The sequence below is a fragment of the Nitratireductor pacificus pht-3B genome (assembly GCF_000300335.1).
GTDB lineage: Bacteria > Pseudomonadota > Alphaproteobacteria > Rhizobiales > Rhizobiaceae > Nitratireductor > Nitratireductor pacificus.
Map to the genome: position 1 here is coordinate 119101 of NZ_AMRM01000003.1, position 25583 is coordinate 144683.

Annotated in this window: 27 protein-coding genes and 2 tRNA genes; 15 read left to right on the plus strand and 14 right to left on the minus strand. The window is 65.8% G+C overall.

Going from position 1 to position 25583, the window contains the following annotated elements:
- Nucleotide 1: 1 nt before the first annotated feature.
- Together NA2_RS03575 and NA2_RS03580 are read right to left on the minus strand one after the other, a co-directional pair.
- The gene (locus NA2_RS03575) at nucleotides 2-1204 is read right to left on the minus strand and encodes an amino acid ABC transporter permease (RefSeq protein ID WP_420798692.1); all 1203 of its coding nucleotides are present in this window, start codon (nucleotides 1202-1204) and stop codon (nucleotides 2-4) included.
- Between the two features lie 161 nt (nucleotides 1205-1365).
- Nucleotides 1366-2394: an amino acid ABC transporter substrate-binding protein gene (locus NA2_RS03580; RefSeq protein WP_008594273.1), complete on the minus strand. Its 1029-nt coding sequence runs from the start codon at nucleotides 2392-2394 to the stop codon at nucleotides 1366-1368.
- A 352-nt stretch (nucleotides 2395-2746) separates the two neighbouring features.
- Between NA2_RS03580 and NA2_RS03585 the strand changes: the two genes are divergently transcribed.
- Nucleotides 2747-3919 carry a cystathionine beta-lyase gene (locus tag NA2_RS03585; RefSeq protein WP_008594275.1) on the plus strand — a complete coding sequence of 391 codons (1173 nt, stop codon included), beginning with the start codon at nucleotides 2747-2749 and terminating at the stop codon, nucleotides 3917-3919.
- 119 nt (nucleotides 3920-4038) lie between these two features.
- Nucleotides 4039-4740: a hypothetical protein gene (locus tag NA2_RS03590; RefSeq protein WP_157188124.1), complete on the plus strand. Its 702-nt coding sequence runs from the start codon at nucleotides 4039-4041 to the stop codon at nucleotides 4738-4740.
- A gap of 189 nt (nucleotides 4741-4929) precedes the next feature.
- Here the strand turns inward: NA2_RS03590 and NA2_RS03595 are convergent.
- The 7 genes from NA2_RS03595 to NA2_RS03625 form a co-directional block, all read right to left on the minus strand.
- Nucleotides 4930-5006, minus strand: a tRNA-Arg gene (locus NA2_RS03595).
- Between the two features lie 19 nt (nucleotides 5007-5025).
- Nucleotides 5026-5331, minus strand: a complete 306-nt coding sequence (locus NA2_RS03600) for an ETC complex I subunit (protein ID WP_008594280.1) — start codon at nucleotides 5329-5331, stop codon at nucleotides 5026-5028.
- A gap of 81 nt (nucleotides 5332-5412) precedes the next feature.
- Nucleotides 5413-5489, minus strand: a tRNA-Pro gene (locus NA2_RS03605).
- 82 nt (nucleotides 5490-5571) lie between these two features.
- On the minus strand, nucleotides 5572-5784 hold the full coding sequence (locus tag NA2_RS03610) for a hypothetical protein (RefSeq protein WP_008594282.1): 213 nt from the start codon (nucleotides 5782-5784) through the stop codon (nucleotides 5572-5574).
- A 75-nt stretch (nucleotides 5785-5859) separates the two neighbouring features.
- Complete coding sequence (hdaA, locus tag NA2_RS03615; protein WP_008594284.1) at nucleotides 5860-6546, minus strand: DnaA regulatory inactivator HdaA; 687 nt, start codon at nucleotides 6544-6546, stop codon at nucleotides 5860-5862.
- Between the two features lie 11 nt (nucleotides 6547-6557).
- Entirely contained in the window at nucleotides 6558-7688 is a 1131-nt protein-coding gene (locus tag NA2_RS03620) for an AI-2E family transporter (protein WP_051011529.1), read from the minus strand.
- Between the two features lies 1 nt (nucleotide 7689).
- The gene (locus tag NA2_RS03625) at nucleotides 7690-8247 is read right to left on the minus strand and encodes a CDP-alcohol phosphatidyltransferase family protein (RefSeq protein WP_008594289.1); all 558 of its coding nucleotides are present in this window, start codon (nucleotides 8245-8247) and stop codon (nucleotides 7690-7692) included.
- Nucleotides 8248-8468: 221 nt separating this feature from the next.
- On the opposite strand from NA2_RS03625, the gene purM reads away from it, so the two are divergent.
- From purM to NA2_RS03640, 3 genes are read left to right on the plus strand one after another with little or no spacing between them, the layout of a single operon-like run.
- Nucleotides 8469-9536, plus strand: a complete 1068-nt coding sequence (purM, locus tag NA2_RS03630; RefSeq protein WP_008594291.1) for a phosphoribosylformylglycinamidine cyclo-ligase — start codon at nucleotides 8469-8471, stop codon at nucleotides 9534-9536.
- A complete protein-coding gene (purN, locus tag NA2_RS03635) occupies nucleotides 9533-10207 on the plus strand; it encodes a phosphoribosylglycinamide formyltransferase (protein WP_008594294.1) in 675 nt (224 codons plus the stop codon). The genes purM and purN overlap by 4 nt, the downstream gene beginning before the upstream one ends.
- Nucleotides 10208-10223: 16 nt before the next feature.
- Nucleotides 10224-10634: a DUF1801 domain-containing protein gene (locus tag NA2_RS03640; protein ID WP_244423579.1), complete on the plus strand. Its 411-nt coding sequence runs from the start codon at nucleotides 10224-10226 to the stop codon at nucleotides 10632-10634.
- A 14-nt stretch (nucleotides 10635-10648) separates the two neighbouring features.
- Here NA2_RS03640 and NA2_RS03645 read toward each other — a convergent pair whose 3' ends face one another.
- The gene (locus tag NA2_RS03645; protein ID WP_008594297.1) at nucleotides 10649-12751 is read right to left on the minus strand and encodes a molybdopterin-containing oxidoreductase family protein; all 2103 of its coding nucleotides are present in this window, start codon (nucleotides 12749-12751) and stop codon (nucleotides 10649-10651) included.
- A gap of 105 nt (nucleotides 12752-12856) precedes the next feature.
- On the opposite strand from NA2_RS03645, the gene NA2_RS03650 reads away from it, so the two are divergent.
- The 3 genes from NA2_RS03650 to NA2_RS03660 all read left to right on the plus strand — a co-directional run bounded on the left by NA2_RS03650 (nucleotide 12857) and on the right by NA2_RS03660 (nucleotide 14956).
- Nucleotides 12857-13720 carry a 23S rRNA (adenine(2030)-N(6))-methyltransferase RlmJ gene (locus tag NA2_RS03650; protein WP_008594298.1) on the plus strand — a complete coding sequence of 288 codons (864 nt, stop codon included), beginning with the start codon at nucleotides 12857-12859 and terminating at the stop codon, nucleotides 13718-13720.
- Nucleotides 13721-13816: 96 nt separating this feature from the next.
- Complete coding sequence (locus NA2_RS03655) at nucleotides 13817-14254, plus strand: hypothetical protein (RefSeq protein ID WP_008594301.1); 438 nt, start codon at nucleotides 13817-13819, stop codon at nucleotides 14252-14254.
- Between the two features lie 33 nt (nucleotides 14255-14287).
- Nucleotides 14288-14956 (plus strand): ribonuclease T2 family protein, encoded by a 669-nt coding sequence (locus NA2_RS03660; RefSeq protein WP_008594303.1) that lies wholly within the window; start codon nucleotides 14288-14290, stop codon nucleotides 14954-14956.
- Between the two features lie 104 nt (nucleotides 14957-15060).
- Here NA2_RS03660 and NA2_RS03665 read toward each other — a convergent pair whose 3' ends face one another.
- Both NA2_RS03665 and NA2_RS03670 read right to left on the minus strand, forming a co-directional pair.
- Nucleotides 15061-15732, minus strand: coding sequence for an outer membrane protein (locus tag NA2_RS03665; protein ID WP_008594305.1), 672 nt, complete (start codon nucleotides 15730-15732; stop codon nucleotides 15061-15063).
- Nucleotides 15733-16095: 363 nt separating this feature from the next.
- On the minus strand, nucleotides 16096-16767 hold the full coding sequence (locus NA2_RS03670; protein WP_040676641.1) for an outer membrane protein: 672 nt from the start codon (nucleotides 16765-16767) through the stop codon (nucleotides 16096-16098).
- Between the two features lie 358 nt (nucleotides 16768-17125).
- Between NA2_RS03670 and NA2_RS03675 the strand changes: the two genes are divergently transcribed.
- The 6 genes from NA2_RS03675 (at nucleotide 17126) to NA2_RS03700 (ending at nucleotide 23638) form a co-directional block, all read left to right on the plus strand.
- Nucleotides 17126-17890: an SDR family oxidoreductase gene (locus NA2_RS03675; protein ID WP_008594311.1), complete on the plus strand. Its 765-nt coding sequence runs from the start codon at nucleotides 17126-17128 to the stop codon at nucleotides 17888-17890.
- Nucleotides 17887-19851 carry an excinuclease ABC subunit UvrC gene (gene uvrC, locus NA2_RS03680; protein ID WP_008594313.1) on the plus strand — a complete coding sequence of 655 codons (1965 nt, stop codon included), beginning with the start codon at nucleotides 17887-17889 and terminating at the stop codon, nucleotides 19849-19851. Before NA2_RS03675 ends, uvrC begins: the two co-directional genes overlap by 4 nt.
- A 94-nt stretch (nucleotides 19852-19945) precedes the next feature.
- Nucleotides 19946-20545 (plus strand): CDP-diacylglycerol--glycerol-3-phosphate 3-phosphatidyltransferase, encoded by a 600-nt coding sequence (pgsA, locus tag NA2_RS03685; RefSeq protein ID WP_008594314.1) that lies wholly within the window; start codon nucleotides 19946-19948, stop codon nucleotides 20543-20545.
- A gap of 3 nt (nucleotides 20546-20548) precedes the next feature.
- Complete coding sequence (gene moaD, locus NA2_RS03690) at nucleotides 20549-20800, plus strand: molybdopterin converting factor subunit 1 (RefSeq protein WP_008594316.1); 252 nt, start codon at nucleotides 20549-20551, stop codon at nucleotides 20798-20800.
- Nucleotides 20801-20802: 2 nt separating this feature from the next.
- Nucleotides 20803-21264 carry a molybdenum cofactor biosynthesis protein MoaE gene (locus NA2_RS03695; protein ID WP_008594318.1) on the plus strand — a complete coding sequence of 154 codons (462 nt, stop codon included), beginning with the start codon at nucleotides 20803-20805 and terminating at the stop codon, nucleotides 21262-21264.
- Nucleotides 21265-21391: 127 nt separating this feature from the next.
- Nucleotides 21392-23638 carry a putative bifunctional diguanylate cyclase/phosphodiesterase gene (locus tag NA2_RS03700; protein ID WP_008594320.1) on the plus strand — a complete coding sequence of 749 codons (2247 nt, stop codon included), beginning with the start codon at nucleotides 21392-21394 and terminating at the stop codon, nucleotides 23636-23638.
- Nucleotides 23639-23693: 55 nt separating this feature from the next.
- On the opposite strand, the gene ndk is transcribed toward NA2_RS03700, so the two are convergent.
- Entirely contained in the window at nucleotides 23694-24116 is a 423-nt protein-coding gene (ndk, locus tag NA2_RS03705) for a nucleoside-diphosphate kinase (RefSeq protein ID WP_008594322.1), read from the minus strand.
- 124 nt (nucleotides 24117-24240) lie between these two features.
- On the minus strand, nucleotides 24241-24933 hold the full coding sequence (locus tag NA2_RS03710) for a glutathione S-transferase family protein (RefSeq protein ID WP_008594324.1): 693 nt from the start codon (nucleotides 24931-24933) through the stop codon (nucleotides 24241-24243).
- A 110-nt stretch (nucleotides 24934-25043) separates the two neighbouring features.
- Here NA2_RS03710 and NA2_RS03715 point away from each other — a divergent pair, with 110 nt between their 5' ends.
- Nucleotides 25044-25556: a DinB family protein gene (locus NA2_RS03715; RefSeq protein WP_008594326.1), complete on the plus strand. Its 513-nt coding sequence runs from the start codon at nucleotides 25044-25046 to the stop codon at nucleotides 25554-25556.
- Nucleotides 25557-25583 lie beyond the last annotated feature (27 nt).

Consider the following 25583-nt stretch of genomic DNA (forward strand, 5'->3'; position numbering starts at 1 on the left):
CCTAGCGCTCCACCAGCGCCTTGCGCGCATTGTACCAGTTCATCAGCGCTGCCGTCGCGAGAGAGAGGCCGAGATAGACGATCAGCCAGATGGCGACGACCTCGATCGCCTGGCCCGTCTGGTTCAGCGTCGTGCCGCCGGTCGCGACCAGGTCCGGATAGCCGATGGCCACCGCGAGGGACGAGTTCTTGGTCAGGTTGAGATACTGGCTGGTCAGCGGCGGGATGATGATGCGCAGGGCCTGCGGCACCACCACCAGGCGCAGGGTCGGCCGGTTGCGCAGACCCAGCGCGTGGGACGCCTCGCTCTGGCCGCGATTGACCCCGAGCACGCCGGCGCGAACGATTTCTGCGATGAAGGCGGCCGTGTAGAACGACAGGGCCAGATAGAGCGAGAGGAATTCCGGCCTGACCTGGACGCCGCCGCGCAGATTGAAGGTCGACAGCGCCGGGAACTCGAAGCTCAACGGGAAGCCGGTGACGGCGAAGGCGAGGAGCGGCAGGCCGATCAGCAGTCCGAGCGATATCCATAAGACCGGTAACTGATCGCCCGTGGCCGCCTGCCGTCTGGCCGCCCAGCGGCGGACGAACCAGATGAACACCAGCGACAGTCCGAAGGCCAGCGCGATCAGCCCGGCCCCCTCGCCCCACAGGAATTTCGGAAAGTAGAAGCCGCGGCTGTTGAGATAGGAGCCGAAAGGCAGCTCGATCGAATCGCGCGGCAGCGGCAGGACGGACAGGACGCCGAAATACCAGAAGAAGATCACCAGCAGCGGCGGAATGTTGCGGAACACCTCGACATAGACGAGGCAGATGCGGCTGATCAGCCAGTTCTTCGATAAGCGGCCGATGCCGATGATGAAGCCGACGATCGTCGCCGTGATAATGCCCAGAATGGCGACGCGCAGTGTGTTCAGGAAGCCCACATACAGCGCCCGGCCATAGGTCGAATCGGAGCTGTAAGCGACGAGGCTGTCGCCGATGTCGAAACCGGCGCGCCCCTGCAGAAAGCCGAAGCCCGAGGCGATGTTCGCACGCTGGAGATTGGCGGTGGTGTTGCCGATGATCCAGTACACAAAGGCGAACAGGCCGACGAAAACAAGGACTTGGTAGGCGATTCCTCGCACACGCGGATCATAGAGCAGCGGCACGCGAGGCGCCCCACCCTCCGCAATGGTTTGCTCGGTGGCCATGGCTTTCCTCACCAGGGATGGCAAAGGGCGGCGTTGCCGCCATTCGCGCATCGTATTGACGGTCATGGACGGCGGCCAGCACGCTCCCGTGCACTCGCGCGGTCAGGCGCGAGCCGCCGTATGGATCCAGCTTGGCGATCCGGAACCCGTGACGGGTTCCGGATCGTTGTCCCTTAGCGGATCGGCATGCCGTACTGCAGGCCGCCCTTGGTCCACAGAGCATTGATGCCGCGCGAGATCTTCAGCGGGCTTTCGGCGCCGACATTGCGCTCGAAAATCTCACCATAGTTGCCGACATGCTTGATGACGCGGACGGCCCAGTCATTGGTCAGGCCCAGATCGGTACCGAGCTTGGTGCCTTCCTCGGTGCCGAGAAGACGCCTGATCTCGGGATTGTCCGACTTCAGGCTCTCTTCCAGATTGGCCTGGCTGACGCCGAGTTCTTCGGCATTCAGCAGCGCATAGTAGACCCACTTCGCGATATCGAGCCACTGGTCGTCGCCATGGCGGACAACCGGACCCAGCGGCTCCTTGGAGATGATCTCCGGCAGGACGATGTGATCGTCCGGCGCCGAGAGCGTCAGGCGGATCGCGTAAAGGCCGGACTGGTCGGTCGTGTAGACGTCGCAGCGCCCCTGGTCGTAGGCCGTGTTGACCTCTTCGAGCTTCTCGAAGACGACCGGGTTGTACTCCATGTTGTTGGCCTTGAAGTAGTCGGCCAGGTTCAGCTCGGTCGTGGTGCCGGACTGCACGCAGACGGCGGCGCCGGAGAGCTGCAGCGCCGAGTTGATGCCCTGCAGCTTCTTCGAGTTGATCATGAAGCCCTGGCCGTCATAGTAGGTGACGCCGGCGAAGTTCAGGCCGAGCGCCGTGTCGCGGCTGATGGTCCAGGTGGTGTTGCGCGACAGGATGTCGACTTCGCCCGACTGGAGGGCCGTGAAACGCTCCTTGGCCGAAAGCGGCGAGAACTGGACGGCCTTCGGATCGTCGAAGACGGCCGCGGCGACCGCGCGGCAGAAATCCACGTCGAGGCCGGTATACTCGCCCTTGTCATCCGGTGCGCTGAAACCGGCAAGGCCGGTGCTGACGCCGCATTGCACATGGCCCTTCGCCTTCACGTCGTCCAGAGTGGCGGCGGACGCCGAGCCGGCAGCCACTGCAAACACTGCGGAGCCGAGCAACGCTTTGAAAACTGTCTTCATAGTTACGAACCCTTTGTTATCTGGTCTTCGGGCTTATCCCCTGATGGTCGTCGTGCGGAAGCAGGCGAATGACCCAAGCCGGACGCTCCGGGCGGAGCGCTGGTCCCTAAGGCAAGCGGCCACGCGCTTCCTCTCCCACGCACTGGCTGCATCGAAGGCCATATTTGGCTTTGGGTCAAGAGCCAATGAAGCTTGATCCAGGCGCCGTCCTGCCGATGTCCGCCGGTTGACGCGCCGGTGACAATGCCGTTCCATCCGCCCGGATCACCCTCCGCGCTTCGCGGTCCGCGTGGCGCCTTCGCGCGGCCCGGAGCGCGAGGCGCATCTCACGCACAAGGTTCACAGAGGTTCGATGAGCAACGAGAAAGAAACCCCGGCCGGCGTCAACACGCGGCTTGCCCATACCGGCAACGATCCGCGCGCCTTCTTCGGCTTCGTCAACCCGCCGGTGGTGCACGCCTCCACGGTCCTGTTCCCGGACGCGGAAACCATGGCGTCGCGGGGCCAGAAGTACACTTATGGAACGCGCGGCACGCCGACCAGCGACGCGCTGGCCGACGCCGTCAACGCGCTGGAGGGCGCCGCCGGAACGATCATCGTTCCCTCGGGTCTCGCCGCCGTCACCGTGCCGCTCCTCGGCTTCCTCTCGGCGGGCGATCACGTGCTGATCGTCGATTCGGTCTATCACCCGACGCGCCATTTCGCCGACACCATGCTCACGCGGCTCGGGATAGAGGTCACCTATTACGACCCGATGATCGGCGCGGGGCTGTCGGCGCTGATGCAGCCTAATACCAAAGTCGTACTCACCGAGGCGCCCGGTTCAGGCACGTTCGAGATGCAGGACATCCCGCAGATCGTCGCCGCGGCCCACAAGGGCGGCGCCGTCGTGATGATGGACAACACCTGGGCGACCCCGCTCTACTATCGCCCGCTCGACCATGGCGTCGACATCTCCATCCAGGCGGCGACCAAATATCCGGCCGGCCATTCCGACATCCTTCTCGGCTGGGTCTCGGCCAACGAGGCCTGCTGGGAGCGCCTGCTGGATGCGCATGGCGCGCTCGGCATGTGCGGCGCGCCGGACGACGTCTACCAGGTACTGCGCGGCCTGCGCACCATGGGCGTGCGGCTCGAGCGGCACCAGGCGAGCGCGTTCGCCCTCGCCCGCTGGCTGGAGGACCAGCCCGGCGTGGCGCGGGTTCTGCATCCCGGCCTCGAATCGCATCCGGGCCACGCGCTCTGGAAGCGCGACTTCACCGGCGCGAGCGGCCTGTTCTCCATTGTTCTGGACGGCGGCGGCGAACGCCAGGCGCATGCCTTCCTGAACGCGCTGCGCTATTTCGGACTGGGCTATTCCTGGGGCGGATATGAGAGCCTTGCCGTGCATGTCTCGCTGGGCGATCGCAAGGTGGCGCTGGCGCCGAAGGAAGGACCGGTCATGCGCCTGCAGATCGGCCTCGAAGACGTGGACGACCTGAAGGCCGACCTGTCACTCGGCCTGGCGGCGGCTGCCGCGTCCTGACGCCACCGACATGCATGTCTGCATCAGACGGCAGACGTGACACTGCCCGGCCACCGCCCTGGCGGCCGGGTTTCGTGTTAGTCTTGCGGCGACGAGGAAACAGCCGGAGGATGATCACGATGGGACTTGCGCCCGGCACCCGCTCCCGAAAGGCCCTGCGGCTTGCCTGCGTCGCCGCGGGCCTGCTCTTGCAGGCTTCCGGCGGGACAGCCCTTTCGGCAGAGCCTGAGCGGGTGACGTTCGCCCACGAAAACGCATCGGATCTCCGCGGCATCCTGAACGTCTTCGAGATGTTCAGAACCGCCTGCCTGGCGCAGCCCGTCACGCGGGACCTCCCCCGGAAACTTCTCCCGGAGGGCTACCGGGTCGTTCCGGCGGGACTGCATGCCCTTGGCCTTGAAACCGGCGCCGAGCCAAAGGCGGTGGTCCTGTCGAAGACCGGAGACGAGGAAACCGATTTCGCCGGCGGGCACCCCTATGTCGAACTGGGGTTCCCCACGCATGCTGCTCCCAGCGGCACATGCAGGGTCGCGTGGAAGCGCGGATGGGATTATTCCGAAGGCGTGCAGGACATCATGACCAGCGTGGCGGTGCGTTTCGACGCCTGGCTGTCTTTCCAGTTGAAGGCGGTCCGCGTTTCGCGCCCGGAGGACGGTTTCGCCCAGGCGGATCGGTACAGCCTCGTCAGCAATTGGGCCGCTCCCTGCTTCGGCGGCACCTGGTGCGGTCTTGATCTTCTTCTCGACCTTCGGCTCGACGAGGGGATGCATCTTTCGATCGGACGAGGTGAACCGCCGGCGGTTCCGAATGTCAGGAAATAGAGTTGGCAGTCGAGCGGACCGGGAGCGCTCGACGCGCGCATGAATGCGTTAAAATGCAGGGAGATCAGGCGGAACGGTTTCCTGCAACGGTCAGCCGGCCGAGCAGGAATCGCCGCTGAAACGGACGATGCATGAACATCAGAACAACGCTTTCGCAGGTGTGACAGGTCCGCTGGCCCGTTGAAATCATGGCGATCCCGGCAGGATTCGAACCTGCGACCATCGGCTTAGAAGGCCGGTGCTCTATCCAACTGAGCTACGGGACCGCAACCGCGGATGCCGCAATCAGTGCGTCCACGGAATTTTGCGGTCATAGCGGAAATTTTCCGCATAGGAAACCTGCCGGCGCTTCGGCTGGTTCGGCTCCTCGATGCGGAAGGCAATGCCGTTCTTCTCGGCATAGGCCATCGCCTCTTCCTTCGTCTCGAAGGTCAGCCGGATCTGGCTGCGCATGTCGGATGACGAGGTGTAGCCCATCAGGGGATCGATCTTGCGCGGCGTCTCGGGCTCGAACTCGAGAACCCAGTAACCCGTCCGGGCGGGACCGGACTGCATGGCGGTCTTGGCGGGGCTGAAAATGCGCGCGGACACGTCTGTACCTCATTCCTTGCAGCGATCTCCGTCCGGAGACCGCAGGGCGCGACGGCAACCGCGAGGCGGTTGCCGCAGGACTGGTCGGAGCGGCAGGATTCGAACCTGCGACCCTCTGGTCCCAAACCAGATGCGCTACCAGGCTGCGCTACGCTCCGAACGACAGGACCCCTATATTCTCCAAGGATTTGGCGCAAGACCGTTTTTGGAGATTCCTGCCGAAGCAGAGCCTCCGGCGCGTCATTCGGCGGGTTTCGGCACCTCGATGGTCACCTTGTCCGGCACGTCGATGTTCACGCCGCCCGATCCACCGCCGCCGATGAAGCCGCCCGCATAGAGGACGGCGCCGATGACCAGCGCCACCACAAGGCCGCCGGCGATGAACCAGCCGGCGCCACCGCCGCCGCCACCCGTCGTCACCACCGTCGTGCGTTCCTTCGGTTCATGCTCCACGGGCTTTTCCTTTCGTTTTCCCGGACATTATCGTCCGGGGAAAACCGTCCGGGTCCCGATTGGTTCCGCAGGGCTTCAGGCGTCGGCCGGATCCTGCCCGGCTTCGAGCGCATCGACGATCTCGGCGGCGAGCGTCCGGCTGATCCTCGTCTTCCGCTCCAGCGCGGCGCGGTCGAGCCGTTCGACAACGCGCATGGCGCTCGACAGGGAGCGTTCGATGCGCCGCACCAGATACTGCACCACATGCGGCTCCACATCGACCTGCCGGTCTGCGAAAAGCTTGGTGATGACGCCGGCGAGCAGCATGTCGTCCGGCTCGTCGATCTCGACGGTCGCCGCCGCCTTCAGGCGCGACAGCAGATCCGGCAGGCCGATGCCCCAGGCGCCGGGAAAGCGTCGCGCGGTGAGCAGCATGGGCTGCCCCGCCCCGCGCGCCGCGTTGATGAGATGGAACAGCCCCTTTTCGTCGAGCGCGCCGCCATCCGCGTTGTCGATGAGGATCGGCTGCTTCTCCGCCAGGCCGATCTCGCGCTCGCCGATGGAGCGGGCCGCGACCAGGGCCGCGCCCGCCGCTTCGCGCCAGATCGCCGCCATATGGGTCTTTCCCGACCCCGCCGGACCGGCGAGGATGACCACGGGCGCGGGCCAGGCCGGCCAGCCCTCGATCAGCGCGGCGGCGCGCGCATTGGCCGGCGTCACGACCAGATCGTCGCGCGACAGTCCTTCGCTATGGGCAAGATCGAGCGGCAGCTGGCGCGGCACGGGGATCGGCCTCACTTCTTGCGCGGCGCCGGCCCCGGCTGCTCGCCGTGCCCGGCATAGAGCGGCGACGCCAGATAGCGGGCGATGGCGAAGCGCACCAGCACCGCCACGGCCGCCGCCGCCGGCACCGCGATCAGCAGGCCGACGAAGCCGAACAGGAAGCCGAAGGCGAACAGCGCGAACATCAGCCAGACCGGATGGAGGCCGACGCTCTTGCCGACAAGTTTCGGCTGCAGGATGTTGCCTTCCAGAAACTGGCCGGCGAAGAAGATGGCGGCCACCACCAGCACCCACCACCATTCCGGCCAGAACTGGACCAGGGCGACGCCGATGGACAGGCCGAGGCCGACCAGCGAGCCGACATAGGGGATGAAGCTGATCAGCCCGGCGAACAGCCCGATCAGCAGGCCGAAATTCAACCCGACCAGCGACAGGCCGACCGCGTAGAAGATGCCGAGCACAAGGCACAGCGTGCCCTGGCCGCGCACGAAGCCGGCGGTCGCGACGTTGATGTCGCGGGCGATCTGCCGCACCGTCTCGACATGGTCGCGCGGCACCCAGCTGTCGACCGTGTCGATCATCCGATCCCAGTCGAGCAGCATGTAGAAGGCGACGACCGGCGTGACGACGAACAGGCTGGCGAGGTTGACCAGCGCCACGCCGGAACTCCACACGGACTTGAACAGGGTGGCGATGAAACCCGTGCCCTGCGCCAGGATCGAGCTCAGATTGTCGCGCACGGCCTGCGTCTGACCGTTCAGCACGCTGTCGAACCAGGCAGGCTCCAGCTCGATCAGCAGCGCCTGGAGGCGGCTCAGATAGTCCGGCAGGCGGCCGATGAAGTCGGCGAGCTGGTTGCCGAGGACCGGCACCACCAGCATCAGGGCGAGTACCAGAAGCACGAGGAACGAGACCAGGATCAAGACCGTCGCCGTCATGCGCGACATGCCGAAGCGCTCCAGCCGGTCGGCGACGGGGTCGAGGAAATAGGCCAGAACCATGCCGGCCAGGAAGGGCAGCAGGATCGAGCTGAAGACGTAGAGGAACAGGCCGAGCATGCCGGTCGCGACCAGCCAGAAGGCGATGTGCCGGCCAAGCGGGCGGGTCTGCGGACCGTCACCGCCGGGTTGTGCTGTTTGCATCTCAGCGTCCTTCGACGTCAGTTTCGGCATAGCCGCCCATATGCTTGATCCAGGCCACGAGATAGGCCGCGCCCGAAGCAACGGTCAAGACCCCGACGGAAATGATCAGGCCGAGGCGCACCGCGCCGGAGCTGTAGGAAAAGGCCAGTTCGGCCAGCACCAGCAGCGCCAGCAGGATCTGCGCCAGCGTGTTGGCCTTGGAGACGAAGAGCGGCTTCATCGCAACGGGGTGGCCCATGACGTTGGCCAGCAGCACGCCGCCGATGATCAACGCGTCGCGCGACACCACGGCGATGACCAGCCACAGCGGCAGTTCGGCCATGTAGCCCAGAACGACGAAGACGCTGACGAGAAGCAGCTTGTCGGCCATCGGGTCGAGATAGGCGCCCAGTTCCGTGCGCTGGTCGAAGTGACGGGCGATGAAGCCGTCGACGCCGTCGGAGATGCCGGCGGTCAGGAAGCCGGCGAAAGCCCAGCCGTAATGCCCAGTCAGAAGGGCGAAGACGACGCCTGGCACGAGGAAGAAGCGCATCAGCGTGATGGCGTTGGGAACAGTCACTGGGCTCCTCCAGGGCGTGGCCGCGCTGCGGACCGGGTCGAGGCCGGCGCGCTTCGAGGCACCTTTATTGCAGGCTTTGACAGATTGTGGGAGTGCGCCGCCGATTCAATAGTCCGGCGGGACAGCACGGGGATATTTGGCAAGGACGGCGCCATCTCTCGCCTTGCGGAAGGCGCGCCTTCATGTCAGAAGCCGGGAAAAATGCGGCGACGAGAACAGCGATGGCTCAGGACAAGAAGAACGGCCTCACCTATGCCGATGCGGGCGTGGACATCGACGCCGGCAGCCGGCTGGTGGAAAAGATCAAGCCGATGGTGCGCGCGACGCGCCGGCCCGGCGCCGACAGCGAGATCGGCGGCTTCGGCGGCCTTTTCGACCTCAAGGCGGCCGGGTTCTCCGATCCCGTCCTGGTGGCGGCCAATGACGGCGTCGGCACCAAGCTGAAGATCGCCATCGAGGCCGGCAAGCACGATACGGTCGGCATCGATCTGGTCGCCATGTGCGTCAACGACCTCGTCGTCCAGGGCGCGGAACCGCTGTTCTTCCTCGACTATTTCGCCACGGGCCGGCTCGATCCCGACCAGGGCGCAGAGATCGTCTCCGGCATCGCGGCCGGCTGCACGCAGGCCGGCTGCGCGCTGATCGGTGGCGAAACGGCGGAAATGCCGGGCATGTATCACGGCGACGACTACGACCTCGCCGGCTTCGCGGTGGGGGCTGCCGAACGCGGCGCGCTGCTGCCCACCGGCGACATCGCCGAGGGCGACGTGATCCTCGGGCTCGCCTCGTCGGGCGTGCACTCGAACGGCTTCTCGCTGGTGCGCCGCATCGTCGCCGATGCCGGCCTCGAGTGGAGCGACCGGGCGCCCTTCTCGCCCGACCGGACCCTCGGAGAAGCGCTTCTGGAGCCGACCCGCATCTATGTGAAGCCGCTTCTGGCCACGCTGAAGGCCGCGTGGGGCATCAAGGCGCTGGCGCACATCACCGGCGGCGGGTTCCCCGAAAACATTCCGCGCGTCCTGCCGGATCACCTGTCCGCCGAGATCGACCTCGGCGCCATCGACGTCCCGCCGGTGTTCTCCTGGCTCGCCGGGACCGGTGGCGTGGCGGAAACTGAGATGCTGTCGACCTTCAACTGCGGCATCGGCATGATCGTCGTCGTCGCCTCCGGTGAGGCCGCGCAGATCGCCGCTCTCCTGCAGCAGGCGGGTGAGAGCGTGACCATGCTCGGCCAGATCGCGCCGCGCCAGGCGGCGGGCGTCACCTATCGCGGCGAGCTCGGCCTATGACCAAGCGCGCGCGCAAACGGGTCGCGGTCCTGATCTCGGGCCGCGGGTCGAACATGGCCTCGCTGATCGCCGCGGCGATCGATCCGTCCTTCCCGGCGGAGATCGTCGGCGTGATCTCGAACCGGGCAGACGCGCGCGGGCTGGAAATCGCCGGCGCGCACAGCATCGCCACCCAGGTGGTCTCGGCGCGCGACTATGACGGGCGCGAGGCGCATGACGCGGCGATCCACGAGGCGCTTTCCGGCATGAAGGCGGAGATCGTCTGCCTGGCGGGCTACATGCGCCTTCTCTCGCCGGAATTCGTGCAGAAATGGAAGGGCCGGATGATCAACATCCATCCGGCGCTCCTGCCCAATTTCCGCGGCCTCGACACCCATGCGCGCGCTCTGGCGACGGGCGTGCGCGTTCACGGCTGCACCGTGCATTTCGTGACGCCGGAGATGGATGACGGGCCGATCATCGCGCAGGCCGCCGTGCCGGTGCTGATCAGCGACACGGAAGAGACGCTCGGCGAGCGGGTCCTCAAGATGGAGCATCGGCTCTATCCGCGCGCCCTGAAGCTGCTGGCCGAGGGCCGGGCCCGCATGTCGAACGGCGCCACGGTCTTCACCAACGTCGCCGACGAGAGCGGCGAGATCGCCATCGTCTCGCCCGGCGAACGGCAGCGATAGGCCGATGCCAGCCGCGATGCGCGAACCCTACGCCACGCCACAGGTCGCGGCCGCCTTCTCGGCCTTTCCCGATGCAGCGCGCGAGAGGCTGCTCGCGGCGCGCACCTTGATCCTCGACGTGGCGCGCAGGACGGAAGGGGTCGGCGCGATCGAGGAGACGCTGAAATGGGGGCAGCCCTCCTACGCAACGCCGGAGACGGGAAGCGGCAGCCCGATCCGCCTGGGCATCCCGAAATCAGACCAGTTCGACTGGGCGCTGTTCGTGCACTGCCAGACGGAACTGACGCGGCGTTTCGCTGCCCACTACCCCGATGTCTTCACGTTCGAGAGCGCACGGGCGCTACTCTTCCGAGCTGACGAAGCGATTCCGGAAGATGCACTAAGGCACTGTATTGCTATGGCTTTGACCTACCATCTGCGCCGCTGACGACGCGCCGATGGTCAGGCCGGCCTCACCCAGACCTTGCTGTCATGGAAAGCGGCGCCGCCATAGGGCGCGATGGGATCGGCGCCGGTCAGGACATTGATGCCCTCGCCCCGCTCATGCGCGTCGTTCGGCCAGATGCCCTCGGCGATCACCACGCCACGACGCACGCCGTCGAACAGCTTGACGTGCAGGACAACCTCGCCGCGCTCATTGCCGATCTCGACGCGGTCCCCTTCGGACAGTTTGAGCGCCGCAGCATCGTCGGGATGCAGCATCAGCTCCGGCCGTCCCTCGCGTTTGACCGAGGTGGGCGTGTAGGAGAAGCTCGAATTCAGGAAATTGCGCGCCGGCGAGGTGGCGAGCCGGAACGGATGCGCGGGATCGGCGACCTCGATCAGTTCGATATGGTCGGGAAACTCCGGAAGCTGCCCGTGCGGTCCCTGAATGCCGATCGATTCCGGCGGACGGTTCGGCGCCGGCGTGTTGGTCCAGTCGGGGCGGAAGCGGTACTTGCCGTCCGGATGGCCGAAACCGTGGACGAAATGCGCCGTGTCGAAATCCGGCTGTACGTCGGCCCAGCGCTCGGCCTTGAAGCTTTCGAAGGTGCCGAGGCCGCGTTTCTCCAGCATCCAGTCGAGATGCTCGCGCGCCGTCAGGCCAAAGCCCGGCTTGTCGGCCACGCCGAGGCGTTCCGCCAGTTCCTCGATGACGTAGAGATTGGGCATCGCCTCGCCCGGGGCATCGACCAGCTTCGGCCCGAGCAGGATGTGCTGGTGGCCGCCGCCGCGGTAGATGTCGTCATGCTCCAGGAACATGGTGGCCGGCAGCACGACGTCGGCGAGCTTCGCCGTATCGGTCATGAACTGTTCGTGGACGCAGGTGAACAGGTCCTCTCGCAGGAAACCCTGGCGCACAAGGCGCTGCTCCGGCGCGACGTTGGCCGGATTGGTGTTCTGGATGAGCATTGCCGTGACCGGCGGCCCGCCATTCAGCGCGGCGGCGTCGTTGGTCAGCACTCGGCCCGTCTGCGACTGGTCGAGCGAACGGATCGAGCCGTCGCGGAACGCATTCCCCTCGATCAGCGACTTGTCGAGGCCGAAGATGCCCGAATTCGAATGGAACGCGCCGCCGCCCTCATACTGCCAGCAGCCGGTGACGGCGGCGATGGAGAGCGCGGCATGCATGTTGACCACGCCGTTGCGGTTGCGGGTGAAGCCGTAGCCGAGGCGGAAGAAGGTGCGCTTCGTCTCGCCGACGAGGCGGGCGAAAGCCTCGATCTCGGCCACCGGCAGGCCGGTGATGCCGGCCGCCCACTGCGGCGTGCGCGTCTTCAGATGCGCCTCGAGGCCCTGCGGGTCGTCCGTGTATTTGTCGAGGAAGGCCCGGTCGGCCAGGCCGTCGCGGAACAGCACGTGCATGACCGCGCAGGCCAGCGCGCCGTCGGTGCCGGGCTTCAGGACGAGGCCGAGATCGGCCTGCTTCATGGTCGGGTTGTCGTAAATGTCGATGACGACGATCTTCGCCCCGCGCTCCTTGCGGGCACGGACGGCGTGGGTCATCACATTGACCTGCGTGGCAACCGGGTTGGTGCCCCAGATGACGACGCAGTCGGACTTGGCCATCTCGCGCGGGTCGGGACCGCGCAGTGCCCCGGCGCCCATCATCCAGCCGGTCCACGCCGCGTTGGTGCAGATCGTGCCGAAGAAGCCGGAATAGCGCTTTGCGTGGCGCAGCCGCTCGATCGAGTCGCGCTGCACGAGCCCCATCGTTCCCGCATAGAAATAGGGCCACACGGTTTCGCTGCCGAGCCGCTCCTCCGCCTTGAGGAAGGCTTCGGCGACCCGGTCGAGCGCCGCTTCCCAGCTCGCTTCCTTCCAGACGCCATCGCCCTTGGCACCGGCGCGGACCAGCGGCTTCAGGAGGCGGTCGGGATGATGGATGCGCTCGGCATAGCGCGCCACCTTGGCGCAGATGACGCCGGCGGTGTAGCTGTTGTCCTTGGCGCCGTGCACGCGGCCGATGCGGCCGTCGACGATCTCGACGTCGAGGGCGCAAGTGGACGGGCAGTCGTGCGGGCAGGCCGAATGGCCGATATGGATCTGAGCGTGTGTGTTCATGCCGGCGACACTAGCGATTTTCCCGTCGGGCGAGTAGAGCCAGTTTCATCAAAACAATCGTCATCATGCATCAATCGGGATGATGACCGGAGAAAGCCGCGTCCGATGAACTACCGCCACGCCTATCACGCCGGAAACTTCGCCGATGTGGTCAAGCACGCCATCGTCGCGCGCATCGTCGAATACCTGAAGCGCAAGGAGAAGGCTTTCCGCGTCATCGACACACATGCCGGGATCGGGCTCTACGATCTCTCCTCGGACGAAGCGCAGAAGACCGGCGAATGGCATGGCGGCATCGGGCGACTGGCGAGCGCCGCGCTCGAGCCGGAAACGGCCAGCCTTTTGAATCCCTTGCTCGACGCCGTTCGCGCGGTGAATCAGGGAGATTCCATCACGCATTACCCGGGGTCTCCCCGGCTGGTCCGGCACCTGCTGCGTAAACAGGACCGACTGACGGCCGTGGAACTGCATCCCGACGACGCCGCGGCGCTGAAGGCGGGTTTTGCCGGCGATTATCAGGTGCGCGTCATCGAGCTCGACGGTTGGCTGGCGCTCGGCGCGCATCTGCCGCCGAAGGAGAAGCGCGGCCTGGTGCTGATCGACCCGCCCTTCGAGCAGGAAGGCGAGTTCGAGCGCATCGTCACGCGCGTTGCGAAGGCGCACCAGCGCTGGCCGGGCGGCATCTACGCCATCTGGTACCCGATCAAGGACCGCACTGCCGTCGCAGGCTTCCGCCGGGCGCTCGCGCAGAGCGGCATCGCCGACGTGATCGACATAAGCCTCGGGATCAGAAGCCTCTCGAAGGGAGCCAGCTTCGACGGGACGGGGATGATCGTCGTCAATCCGCCCTATCTGCTGGAGCAGGAGATGAAGGTGCTGCTGCCGGCGCTCGCCGGTCTGCTCGGCGAAAAGCGACAGGGAGAGTTCGCCTGGAACCGTCTCACGGCCGAACAGGCCCAGGCCGGCTGAGCCACCCCGTCGGCGATGCGGACCTCCCGACTTGACCGCTGCGCGCGGCTGGCGCAAAACTCCGCGCAGTTCGCGCTCGCACAGGAGAATCGTCCCATGGCACGCCTTCAGGCACTCGTTGCCGGCCTCGCGGTTTCGCTGGCCTCCACGTTCGCCCCGATGACGGCGCAGGCCGCCGATCCGGTCGGCTTCTATGGCGCTTCCGATGATCCGTGCGCCAACAGCGCGGTGCAGACGACGATCCAGAAGCGGTTTCGCCATCAGGTGACGCATGTGCCGAACCTGCCCGATGTCGACATCGTCGATTTCTACGGCGCCTCGCAGACCCGCTATCGCGCGGCAAGCAGCAACAGCCCGATCGAGCGGCGTTATTGCCGCGCCACGGCAAGGCTGTCCGACGGACGCGACCGCACCGTGTGGTATCTGATCGAATACGGCCAGGGATTTGCCTCGATCGGCGACAATGTGGAGTTCTGCGTCTCCGGCTTCGACCGCTGGAACGTCTACAACGCCCATTGCCGCGTATTGCGCTGACACCGACTGCCCGACACCCGTCCGGAGTTTGAGATGCGCAAGGCGATGCGCCTGACGGCCTGCCTTTACGCGGCCCTGTTCGCCGGCAGCCTGCCGGTCGGCGCGACGGAGCCGGGTGCGGCGGCCGGCGCTTTCGACTTCTACGTCCTCTCGCTCAGTTGGTCTCCCAGCTATTGCGCCGCCGAGGGCGCCGAAGCCAACCGGCAGCAATGCGGCGCTTCGCGTCCCTACGCCTTCGTCGTGCACGGGCTTTGGCCGCAGAACGAACGCGGCTATCCGGAATATTGCAGCAGCAGCCAGCCGGAGCGGGTTCCAGACGATCTCGTGGGGCAATACCGCGACATCATGCCGTCGGGCGGATTGATCGGCCATCAGTGGCGCAAGCACGGGTCATGCTCCGGCCTGTCGCAAGAGACCTATTTCGCGCTGACCCGCAAGGCCCGCGCACGGGTCACCGTTCCCGAGGCGTTTACCAGGCTCGACAAGCCGGAAATGGTCGATCCACAGCGCGTCGAGGCGCAGTTCCTCACCGCCAATCCCGGACTTGAAGGCGATGCGATCGCGGTGACCTGCGACCGTCGCTATCTGCGCGAGGTGCGCATCTGCATGACCCGGGATCTGGAGTTTCGTGCCTGCGAGGCCGTGGACCGCAAGCATTGCCGGCGCGACCGCGTGCTGATGCCGCCCGCGCGCGGCGGGTAGAACGTAGGCACGCCTGACGTTCGCAGAAGCGCCCGGAGGCAAGGACGCTCAAAAGAAAAGCCGGGCGCGAGGCCCGGCTTCCCGATGGTTCCGATGCTTGGCTATCAGAACTGCATACCAAGGCCGAACATGACCTTGTTGCTGCTGTCCTTGACGTCCTGCGCACCGCTGCCGGTGTTGAAGGACTCGCTGCCGAACTTCGTGTAGCGGTATTCGACGCGGCCGAAGACCTTGTCGGTCAGCTTGGCGTCGATACCGGCACCGGCCGTCCAGCCGAGCATGGTGTTGGTGTCGGAGACGCCGCCTTCGGTGACCTTCAGGCGCTCTGCCGCACCACCGGCCGTGCCGTAGATGAGCAGGTTCTCGGTGGCCGCGACACCCAGGCGGGCGCGCAGCGTCCCGTCGACGCCACCCTTCGTTTCGGTGCCGGCGTTCGAACCCTTCATGCCGTTGTAACCGACATCGCCTTCGATACCGTAGACGAAGCTGCCCGACTGGAAGTTCCAGCCGGCAAACCCGTTGCCGACGAAGCCGTCCGTGTCGACATCATTGCCTGGCGCGGGAAACGCGGTCTGGGTCTTGCCCGAAAAGCCATAGCCGAGCGCGATACCGGCGTAACCGCCTTCCCAGCCGGCGATCGGCGTGGAGATCACGGGAGCCGCAGGCGGCGTCGGCGGCTGATCCATGATCACGTCGGCGGCCTGCGCCGCACCGGCGATGGTCATCAGTCCGACGGCGGTAGCGGCAGACAGAACAAACTTGTTGTAGGCTTTCATGGTCCATACTCCTTGAGCCACTTGCATTTGCAAACGCTGTGGGGCGCCCCGATGGGCTCATGCACTGAAAAACGCACCACGCTTGGCGATTGCCCGACCGTCTTGGGAGGACGCGGCCGGATATCGCATGGGCTTTATCTGGGCAGGAAATACGGCTGAACGTGCCCGAAAAATGGGTCTTTCAGCGGCGCGAATGCGGCGGAAAGGTGATGTTGTAAACGCGCAACATCACCCTTGCCAGAGACTTGTGCAAGCCTGCAGCCGGGGCATCGCCGCGTCTCGAAGACGGGCGACAAGCAAGGCTGTAGCGCGTTGCAGTCAGGTGGTTTCACCTGACGCCCGCACAAATGCGGAACGATGAGTCTAGAACTCCATCCCGATGCCGAACAGGACCTTGTTGTTGCTCCAGCTGGCGCTGGTGGAGCCGCTGCCGGTCAGGAACGTCTTGTCCCCATACTCCGTGTAGCGGTATTCGACGCGGCCGAACATCCTGCTGCTGAACTTGATGTCCATGCCGGCGCCGGCGGTCCAGCCCAGCAGCGTTTCGGTGTCAGTGCGACCGGCCTCTTCCAGCCTCAGGCGACCGAACGCTCCGCCGGCCGTTACATAAGGCAGCAGCAGCTCTATCGTGTAGCCGATCCGGGCGCGCAGCGTCCCATCAAAACGGCCCTTGGCGGTGTACCCGCCCTCCGAAGCGTTCACCGCGCTATAGCCGAGATCGGCCTCCGGGCCGTAGACGAAGCGGCCAGACTGTCGATTCCAGCCAAGGAAGCCGTTGGTGATGAACCCTTTCGGACTGATCGTCAGAGCGCGGGGATCCACCTCTCCGGAAAACCCGTATCCTGCGGCAATGCCCGCATAACCGCCTTCCCAGTCCATGATCGGCGCTGAAATCGCACCCAGGTTGGGCACCTTGAGCTCCGGTGGCTCCGGCGGCAGGTCGGAGGTAAGATCCGCGGCCATGGTGCGCGGCGTACCGGCGATCGCCGTCAGCACGGCGAGTATTACGGGTATCGAGTTCTTGTATAGCGGCATGGGTCTTGTCCATTTGTCACGGGGGACGCAAACGTTGCGGGGAACCATATGCAACCGGCCGTACTCCCACCGTCCATCGGGACAGGCAGCGCTGCCGGGTGCGTACACGTGATCGAACTGTGGCCCACAGCTATCTAAACGGGATGTTTATGAGCAAGTAACGCGGCGGTGCGCCGCCTTGCGGGTGAATGACACGCCTCGCGGGGGCGCGCGCCTGTCAGTATTGGTGTCCCTGCCCGACGGACAGGCTTGGAGCGGCGGCCTATTCGGCTTACATGAACGTTGCAGCTGCCACGGCCGCGACATCGACGGATTGCACGCGGCCCGGCCGCAGAAACGAAAGCCGCATACGGAAACCATGGTTCAGGCACACGGAACAGCCCTTGTCACCGGCGGCGCGAGACGCATCGGCGCCGCGATCGTCCGCGACCTTGCTGCGCACGGCTTTGCCGTCGCCATTCATTGCGGACACTCGCGGCGCGAGGCCGATGCGCTGGCGCAGACCGTCGAGAAGGACGGCGGGCGCGCCGCCGTGTTGCAGGCGGACCTGACCGATTCCCGCGAGGCCGCGCTGCTGGTGGAGCGCACCGAAGCCGCGCTCGGCTTTCCCTGCATCGTCGTCAACAATGCCTCCGTCTTCGAGGACGATGCGGTGACGGATCTCGACATGGCCCTGTGGGACCGTCATTTCGCCGTCCACCTGAAGGCCCCGGCCCTGATCGCGCAGGCGCTCGCCGCGCGCCTGCCTGCCGGCGGCGAGGCGCTGATCGTCAACATGATCGACCAGCGCGTGTGGCGTCCTACCCCGCGCTTCTTCAGCTACACGCTGTCGAAATCGGCCCTGTGGACCGCCACGCAGACCATGGCGCAGGCGCTCGGGCCGAACATCCGCGTCAACGCCATCGGCCCCGGCCCGACCCTGCCGAACCAGCGGCAGGAGCAGGCGGATTTCGACCGCCAGACGGAAGCGCTGATTCTCCGGCGCGGGCCGGACCTGGCCGAATTCGGCCGAACGGTGCGCTACATCTGGGAGGCGCGCTCCGTGACCGGGCAGATGATCGCACTCGACGGCGGCCAGCATCTGGCCTGGGAGACGCCCGACGTCGCCGGAGTGCCCGAGTGACGCGCGACGCCACGACAACTGACACCACAGGCCCGGCGCTCGACTGGGACGCGGGCGGCGCGGTCTCCGGCGCCGTCGGCGTCGAGGTCATCCAGGAGGCGGTCAAGCGGCTGCCCAACGCGCCGGGCGTGTACCGGATGATCAACGCCGACGGCGACGTGCTCTATGTGGGCAAGGCGCGCAGCCTGAAGAAGCGCGTGACCAATTATGCCCAGGGGCGCGGCCACACGAACCGGATCGGCCGGATGGTGCGCGAGACGGCGTCGATGGAGTTCGTCGTCACGCGGACCGAGACCGAGGCGCTGCTGCTCGAGGCCAACCTCATCAAGCGGCTCAGGCCGCGCTTCAACGTGCTGCTGCGCGACGACAAGTCGTTCCCCTACATCCTGCTCACCGGCGACCATCCGGCGCCGGGCATCTTCAAGCATCGCGGCGCGCGCTCGAAGAAGGGCGACTATTTCGGCCCCTTCGCCTCGGCGGGCGCGGTCGGGCGGACGATCAATTCGCTGCAGCGGGCCTTCCTGCTGCGCACCTGCACCGATTCCGTGTTCGAAAGCCGCACGCGGCCCTGCCTGCTCTTCCAGATCAAGCGCTGCTCCGGCCCCTGCACCGGCGAGATCGGCGCGGCCGACTATGCCGAACTGGTCGACGAGGCGAAAGCCTTCCTGTCGGGCCGCTCGACCTCGGTCAAGGCGGACATCGCCAGGGCCATGCAGGACGCTGCCGAAGCGCTCGACTTCGAGCGTGCCGCCGTCTACCGGGACCGGCTATCGGCGCTCAGCCATGTGCAGAGCCATCAGGGCATCAATCCGCAGGGCGTCGAGGAGGCGGATGTCATCGCCATCCACCAGGAAGGCGGGCAAAGCTGCATCCAGGTCTTCTTCTTCCGCACGGGACAGAACTGGGGCAATCGCGCCTATTTCCCCAAGGCCGACCCGGCGCTGGGCGCCGAGGAGGTGCTGGGCGCCTTCCTCGCGCAATTCTACGACGACAAGCCCTGCCCGCGCCTCATCCTCCTGTCGCACGCCGTCGAGGAGCAGGCGCTGCTGGCCGATGCCCTGGCGACGCGCGCCGGGCGCAAGGTGCAGGTGCTCGTGCCGCAGCGCGGCGAGAAGAAGGACCTGACCGACCACGCCCTGCAGAACGCCCGCGAGGCGCTCGGCCGGCGGCTCGCCGAAACCTCCTCACAGGGACGCCTGATGGAGGGGTTCGCGGAAACCTTCGGCCTCGAGGCCGCGCCGCGCCGCATCGAGGTCTACGACAATTCCCACATCATGGGGACCAACGCGGTCGGCGGCATGATCGTCGCCGGCATGGAAGGTTTCGCCAAGAACCAGTACCGCAAGTTCAACATCCGCTCGACCGAGATCACCCCCGGCGACGACTACGGCATGATGCGGGAGGTGATGCAGCGCCGGTTCTCGCGCCTGATCAAGGAAAACGGCCTGCCCGGCGGCGAGGCGGGAGACGAGGCCGGGGAGATGGAAACGGCTGCGGACATGCCAGCCTGGCCGGACGTGATCCTGATCGACGGCGGCCAGGGACAACTGGCGGCGGCCACGCAAATCCTCGAGGAACTGGGGATCGCCGGCGGCGTGACGGCGATCGGCGTCGCCAAGGGCGTCGACCGCGATGCCGGCCGCGAGCGCTTCTTCATGGCCGGCAAGAACCCCTTCTCGCTGCCGCCGCGCGACCCGGTGCTCTACTTCGTGCAGCGGCTGCGCGATGAGGCGCACCGCTTTGCCATCGGCTCGCACCGCGCGCGGCGCAAGAAGGAAATGATCAAGAACCCGTTGGACGAGATCGGCGGGATCGGCCCCGGCCGCAAGCGGTCGCTGCTGCATCATTTCGGCACTGCGAAGGCCGTCAGCCGCGCCGGTGTCGAGGATTTGATGGCCGTGGACGGAATTTCGGAAGCGATCGCCCGGCAGATCTATAATCATTTCCATGAAAATGGTTGAAATGGCGTTGTTTCGTCGCGCTCCGGACCGCAGAGCTTGACCCGCCCTGCCGGCTTCTGGTTTGACAGGTGAAAGACTGGCGGGATCGCATTTCATGGCCAAGAGCACATCGCGCGCATTCAATCTTCCGAACCTGCTGACCTATGCGCGCATTGTCGCCGTGCCGGCGATCGTCCTGTGCTTCTTCCTCGAGGGGCGGCTGCAATCGAGCGACTTCGCCCGCTGGTCGGCGCTGGGCCTGTTCCTTGCCGCCAGCATCACGGACTATTTCGACGGCTACCTGGCGCGCACCTGGCAGCAGACCTCCAATATCGGCCGCATGCTCGATCCCATTGCCGACAAGCTTCTGGTCTCGACCTGCCTTCTGCTGCTCGCCGCGGACACGGACCGGACCATCGCGGGCTGGACGCTGTGGGCGGCGATCATCATCCTGTGCCGGGAAATCCTCGTCTCGGGCCTGCGCGAATATCTGGCGGCGCTGAAGGTCAGCGTGCCGGTGACGCAGTTCGCCAAATGGAAGACCGCCATCCAGATGGTGGCCATCGGCTTTCTTCTGGCGGGTCCCGCCGGCGACAAGATCCTGCCCTACACGACCCAGGCCGGCATCGTCCTGTTGTGGATTTCCGCCATTGTCACCCTTTATACCGGTTATGATTACTTCCGGGCCGGACTGAAGCATATTGTCGAGGAGTAGGCTGTGAAGCTCGTCTATTTCGCATGGGTGCGCGAACGCATCGGCCGGGCGGAAGAAGAGGTCGCGCTGCCGTCCGGGGTCAGGACCGTGGCGGACCTGCTTGGCTGGCTGGCTGGCCGCGGCGGCGGCTATGCGATCGCGCTCGAACACGCGGAAGCGATCCGCGTTGCCGTCAATCACGAACATGTCGATCATGCCGCCCTCCTGCCGGGCGACGGGGAGGTCGCGCTGTTTCCTCCGATGACCGGGGGCTGACCATGGCCTGCGTCCCGCTCGTGCACGTCCAGGCAGGCGATTTCTCGCTTGCCGAGGAGGTCCGGCGCCTCACCGGAGGCCGACGCGACGTCGGCGCGGTCGTCACCTTCACCGGCCTGTGCCGCGACGAAGGCGGCAGGCTCGATGCGCTAGAGCTCGAGCACTATCCGGGAATGGCCGAGGCCGAGATCGGCAGGATCGCCGCAGAGGCCGCCGGGCGCTGGCCGCTGACGGGCCTGACCGTCATCCACCGCTTCGGGAGGATCGCGCCGGGCGAGAACATCGTCCTGGTCGTCGCCGCGGCTTCGCATCGGCGGGCTGCCTTCGAGGCGGCCGATTTCCTGATGGACTTCCTGAAATCGCGCGCACCCTTCTGGAAGAAGGAGCACGCCGCCGGCGAAGCCGGGGTGTGGGTGGAAGCCACGGAAAAGGACCGGGACGACATGAAGCGCTGGCAGCGCTGAGCATCCGGTCCCGGCGCGCGCATCATTTACCCTCCGCTAAGGATGAATGTTGTTTCTCGAATTGTTAGACGAATAAACAACGTCGCGCACGCTATAGCTTCCGTTAAGGAAACCGTACGGGAAGGTGATGTCCGATCTGCTCGCAACCACTCTGACCATCGGAAACGGCGCGGCATGGATTCTCGCTGCGGTGGGCCTGGCCGGATGCGGCCTGCTGGGCTGGCAACTGGTCCGCACCGGACGCCTCTATCGCGCGGCGCGTGATGAACAGCAGAATCACCGCGAACTGATCGACAATCTTTCCGAAGGCATCTACCGGTCGCTACCGGACGGCCGCCAGTTGAGCGCCAATCCGGCGCTGGTGCGGCTGAACGGCTTCGACACCGAGGAAGAGATGCTGGCGCATGTTACGGACATCGCCGGCGAATGGTATGTGGACCCGACCAGACGCGCGACCTTCAGCGCCCTGCTGGCGCGCGACGGCAAGGTCGAGGACTTCGTCTCCGAGATCTACCGCTACAAGACGCGCGAGCGGATCTGGATCAGCGAATCGGCGCGGCTCGTCTGCGACCGGAAGACCGGCAGGCCCCTCTACTACGAAGGCTCGGTGCGCGAGATCACCGAAACGGTGAAGCGGCTGCATCTGCAGGAGATGTTCGAGAAGCTCACCTCCCAACTGCCCGGCGGGCTTTTCCAGCTCCTGCGCCACAAGGGCGGACGCTTCTCGGTTCTCTACGCGTCGAAAGGCTTCCGCGATCTCGTCGAATATGGCGACGGTCCGGCGCCCTTCGATCCGAGCAGCTTCCTGCACATCATCCATCCCGACGACCGGCTCACCTACATCGAATCCCTGCGTGCCTCGGGCATGGAGATGGCCGCCTGGGACTGCGAGTTCCGCCTGCTGCCGATGAAGGGCAAGGAGAAATGGCTGCGCGTCACGGCAACGCCCGAGGAGATCGAGAAGGGCATCGTCTGGCACGGCTATCTCTCCGACATCTCGATGCGCAAGAAGAACGAGATGAAGATCGAGCGGCTGGCCTTCTATGACCCGCTGACGGGGCTGCCCAACCGGCGGCTGCTGTTCGATCACGTCCGGGAGCAGATGCACCAGTGCGCGCGGGAGAACAGCCGCGGCGCGCTGCTGTTCATCGATCTCGACAACTTCAAGTCGCTCAACGACACGATGGGGCACGATGTCGGGGACACGTTCCTGAAGCAGGTCGCCGAACGGCTCCTGGCGGCGGTCGGCCCCGGCGACCGTGTCGCGCGCATCGGTGGCGACGAGTTCGTCATCGTTCTGTCGCTCGCCGGCAGCGGCGCTGCGGCCGCCACGCGCAACGCCATCGTCTCGGCGAACCGCGTTCTCTCCGCGCTGCGCCAGGAGTTCCAGCTCGGCCAGATGATGCATCATACGTCCGCCAGCATCGGCGTGCTCGTCTTCGACGGAGGCGAGAAGAATCCCGAAGTCCTGATGAAGAACGCCGACATGGCGATGTACCAGGCGAAGACGTCCGGACGAAACAGCGTGGCGCTCTTCGACCCGAAGGTTCTCGAAAAGGAGAAGCAGCGGTTTGCGCTGCTGAAGGACCTGCGCAGCGCGCTGTTCGAGAACAAGCTCGACCTGCACTACCAGCCGCAGGTCGATACGGCCGGGCGCATCATCGGCGCCGAGGCGCTGCTGCGCTGGAACCATGCGACGCGCGGCGCCATGGCGCCGAGCGATCTCGTGGCGCTCGCCGAACAGTTCGGCCTGGCCGAGCCGCTCGGCCGCGCCGTCGTGGAAACCGGCGTGGGAACGCTCGCGCTCTGGAAGAAGAATCCGCGCATGGCGGAACTGCGCATGGCGATCAACATCAGCCTGCAGTCGCTGCGCGACCCGGATTTCGTGGACTTCCTCCAACAGCGCCTCGAAGCGCACGGGCTGGACCCGCGACTGCTGACCCTGGAAATGACCGAGCGCGTCATGGCGGAAGATCAGATGCAGATCGCACGCCGCATGAAGGAGCTGAAGGCCCTGGGCATCCGGCTCTCACTGGACGATTTCGGCACCGGCTATTCCTCGATCGCCTATCTGAAGCGCCTGCCCTTCGACGAGTTGAAGATCGACGGGAGCTTCATCGCCGATATCGAGAAGAGCGACAACGACCGCGCGCTGGTCCAGACCATGCTGACCATGGCGGAGACGCTGGGGCTTTCCGTGGTCGCCGAACATGTGCAGACTGTGCAGCAGGAACAGTTCCTGCGGTCTGCGGGCTGCACCTTCTTCCAGGGCTGGTACTACGGCAGGGCCATGACCCGGGAGGAGTTCGGCGAGTTCGTCCAGACCCGCAACCCGACGCCGATCCTGCGCTTCCCGAGTTCGCGCGAGGCATAAAAAAACCGGGGCTCACGCCCCGGCTTTCGTTCTCAAACTCTTAAAGCGACGTCGTTCAGCCGACGATCTCGACGTCGGAGAACCAGTAGCGGATCTCCTCGGCCGCCGTCTCCGGGGCGTCGGAACCGTGCACCGAGTTCTCGCCGATGGAGGTCGCGAACATCTTGCGGATCGTGCCTTCGGCGGCATCCGCCGGGTTTGTGGCGCCCATCACTTCGCGGTTCTTCAGAATGGCGTTCTCGCCTTCCAGCACCTGGACGATGGTCGGGCCGGACGACATGAACTCGCACAGTTCGTCGAAGAAGGGACGCTCCTTGTGGACGGCGTAGAAGCCTTCCGCCTGGCGGCGGCTCATCCAGACGCGCTTGGAGGCGACGACGCGCAGGCCGGCATCCTCGAGGGTTTTGGTGATCGCGCCGGTCAGGTTGCGCTTGGTGGCATCCGGCTTGATCATTGAGAAAGTGCGTTCGATCGCCATGTCTTGTCCTTCGATTGCTGGGATTTGAGCGCGTGCCCGTATGTGAAGATGGCGCGCTCTATAGCGGGCCGCGCCGCACAAGGGAAGGCCCGGACGGTGGATTCGCCCTCAGCCGGCGGGCGAGCTAGGCCGCGGCCGGCACAAGCCGCCCCAGCCCTCCGTGCAGATCGAGGCAGCGCTCGAACCAGTGCGCGACCGGATCCTGCGCGTCGAGCAACTGGAACGGCGACACGACACGTGCCCATTGCAGCGCGCCGGCGAGGATGTAGTCGGCGAAAAGGGGCGCTTCGCCACCCATGAAAGCCTGTTTCTCCACGAGACCGCGCAACGGCGCGAGCGCGGCCCGAAATCCTTCCAGCCGCTCTTCCCGGCCGCTTGCGGACGCCTCCAGCGAGCGGCCGAAGCGTGCTTCGCGGGTTTCCCGGAAATAGGCCTGGTCGGCGCGGTCCAGCCGGTCGTGGATGTCGACCAGCAGCGCCGGGCCGATGAAGCCATGGAGCGCGGTGTTGCACCATCGCTCCACGAAGCGGGACAGGGCCTTGCCCCCCTCGCCCGCGAACAGGGTCGGCCGATCCGGATAGGTCTCCTCCAGATAAAGGGCGATCTGGAAGGAATCGGCAACGAGCCTGTCGCCGTCGCGGATCACCGGCACGATCCTTGACGCGCCATCCTCGATCCTGGCGATTGCGGTGAAGGGCGTCGGTGCCGTGGTGAAGTCGAGCCCCTTGTGCGCCAGCGCGAACGCTACCTTCCAGCAATGCGGGCTGAACGGGCGGGCCTCGTCCCTGCCCACGAGTTCGTACAGCTTGATCGGCATGGCGTTCCCTTCCGCGAGAAAATGAATTGGTCACGGCAAGAGAATTGATAATTCGCGCCGGGCGCAATGGGGTAACGTGCGCTGGACCAAGAAACACCGGTGGATGTTCCATGAAGCAGCATTTCGAAATGATGGCGGCCTACAATCTCTGGGCCAATGGACGGGTCTATGACGCGGCGGCGGCGCTCGGGCAGGACGCCCTGAACCGCGATGTCGGCGCCTACTTCAGGTCCATGATGGGGACGCTCAACCACCTGCTGGTCGCCGACCGCATCTGGATGAAGCGCTTTACCGGAGAAGGCGAGGCGCCCAGCCGCCTGGACGCCGTTCTCCATACCGCCCTGCCCGCGCTGCGCATCGCCCGCGAGGCGGAAGACCGGCGCATCATCGGCTGGATCGCCAGCCTCGACGAGGAGGCGCTGGCCGGGCGGTTCTCCTATGTGACGGTGACCGACATGCGGACGGTGTCGCAACATCTCACCCCGGCGCTCAGCCATCTGTTCAACCACCAGACCCACCATCGCGGCCAGGCGCACACGATACTCTCGCTGCTCGGCGAGGAGGCGCCGCCGCTCGACCTGATCTATTTCCAGCGAACGCCGGCGGGGCGGCCGTACTCGTGACATATATTTCATGCTTAAAATAGTAAT

Excerpts from the sequence above, each read along its gene's own strand:
- NA2_RS03580 (WP_008594273.1), bottom strand. The coding sequence starts at position 2,394 with ATGAAGACAGTTTTCAAAGCGTTGCTCGGCTCCGCAGTGTTTGCAGTG.
- NA2_RS03585 (WP_008594275.1), top strand. The coding sequence starts at position 2,747 with ATGAGCAACGAGAAAGAAACCCCGGCCGGCGTCAACACGCGGCTTGCC.
- NA2_RS03590 (WP_157188124.1), top strand. The coding sequence starts at position 4,039 with ATGGGACTTGCGCCCGGCACCCGCTCCCGAAAGGCCCTGCGGCTTGCC.
- NA2_RS03620 (WP_051011529.1), bottom strand. The coding sequence starts at position 7,688 with ATGCAAACAGCACAACCCGGCGGTGACGGTCCGCAGACCCGCCCGCTT.
- purM (WP_008594291.1), top strand. The coding sequence starts at position 8,469 with ATGGCTCAGGACAAGAAGAACGGCCTCACCTATGCCGATGCGGGCGTG.
- purN (WP_008594294.1), top strand. The coding sequence starts at position 9,533 with ATGACCAAGCGCGCGCGCAAACGGGTCGCGGTCCTGATCTCGGGCCGC.
- NA2_RS03640 (WP_244423579.1), top strand. The coding sequence starts at position 10,224 with ATGCGCGAACCCTACGCCACGCCACAGGTCGCGGCCGCCTTCTCGGCC.
- NA2_RS03645 (WP_008594297.1), bottom strand. The coding sequence starts at position 12,751 with ATGAACACACACGCTCAGATCCATATCGGCCATTCGGCCTGCCCGCAC.
- NA2_RS03650 (WP_008594298.1), top strand. The coding sequence starts at position 12,857 with ATGAACTACCGCCACGCCTATCACGCCGGAAACTTCGCCGATGTGGTC.
- NA2_RS03655 (WP_008594301.1), top strand. The coding sequence starts at position 13,817 with ATGGCACGCCTTCAGGCACTCGTTGCCGGCCTCGCGGTTTCGCTGGCC.
- NA2_RS03660 (WP_008594303.1), top strand. The coding sequence starts at position 14,288 with ATGCGCAAGGCGATGCGCCTGACGGCCTGCCTTTACGCGGCCCTGTTC.
- NA2_RS03665 (WP_008594305.1), bottom strand. The coding sequence starts at position 15,732 with ATGAAAGCCTACAACAAGTTTGTTCTGTCTGCCGCTACCGCCGTCGGA.
- NA2_RS03670 (WP_040676641.1), bottom strand. The coding sequence starts at position 16,767 with ATGCCGCTATACAAGAACTCGATACCCGTAATACTCGCCGTGCTGACG.
- NA2_RS03675 (WP_008594311.1), top strand. The coding sequence starts at position 17,126 with ATGGTTCAGGCACACGGAACAGCCCTTGTCACCGGCGGCGCGAGACGC.
- pgsA (WP_008594314.1), top strand. The coding sequence starts at position 19,946 with ATGGCCAAGAGCACATCGCGCGCATTCAATCTTCCGAACCTGCTGACC.
- NA2_RS03695 (WP_008594318.1), top strand. The coding sequence starts at position 20,803 with ATGGCCTGCGTCCCGCTCGTGCACGTCCAGGCAGGCGATTTCTCGCTT.
- NA2_RS03700 (WP_008594320.1), top strand. The coding sequence starts at position 21,392 with ATGTCCGATCTGCTCGCAACCACTCTGACCATCGGAAACGGCGCGGCA.
- ndk (WP_008594322.1), bottom strand. The coding sequence starts at position 24,116 with ATGGCGATCGAACGCACTTTCTCAATGATCAAGCCGGATGCCACCAAG.
- NA2_RS03710 (WP_008594324.1), bottom strand. The coding sequence starts at position 24,933 with ATGCCGATCAAGCTGTACGAACTCGTGGGCAGGGACGAGGCCCGCCCG.
- NA2_RS03715 (WP_008594326.1), top strand. The coding sequence starts at position 25,044 with ATGAAGCAGCATTTCGAAATGATGGCGGCCTACAATCTCTGGGCCAAT.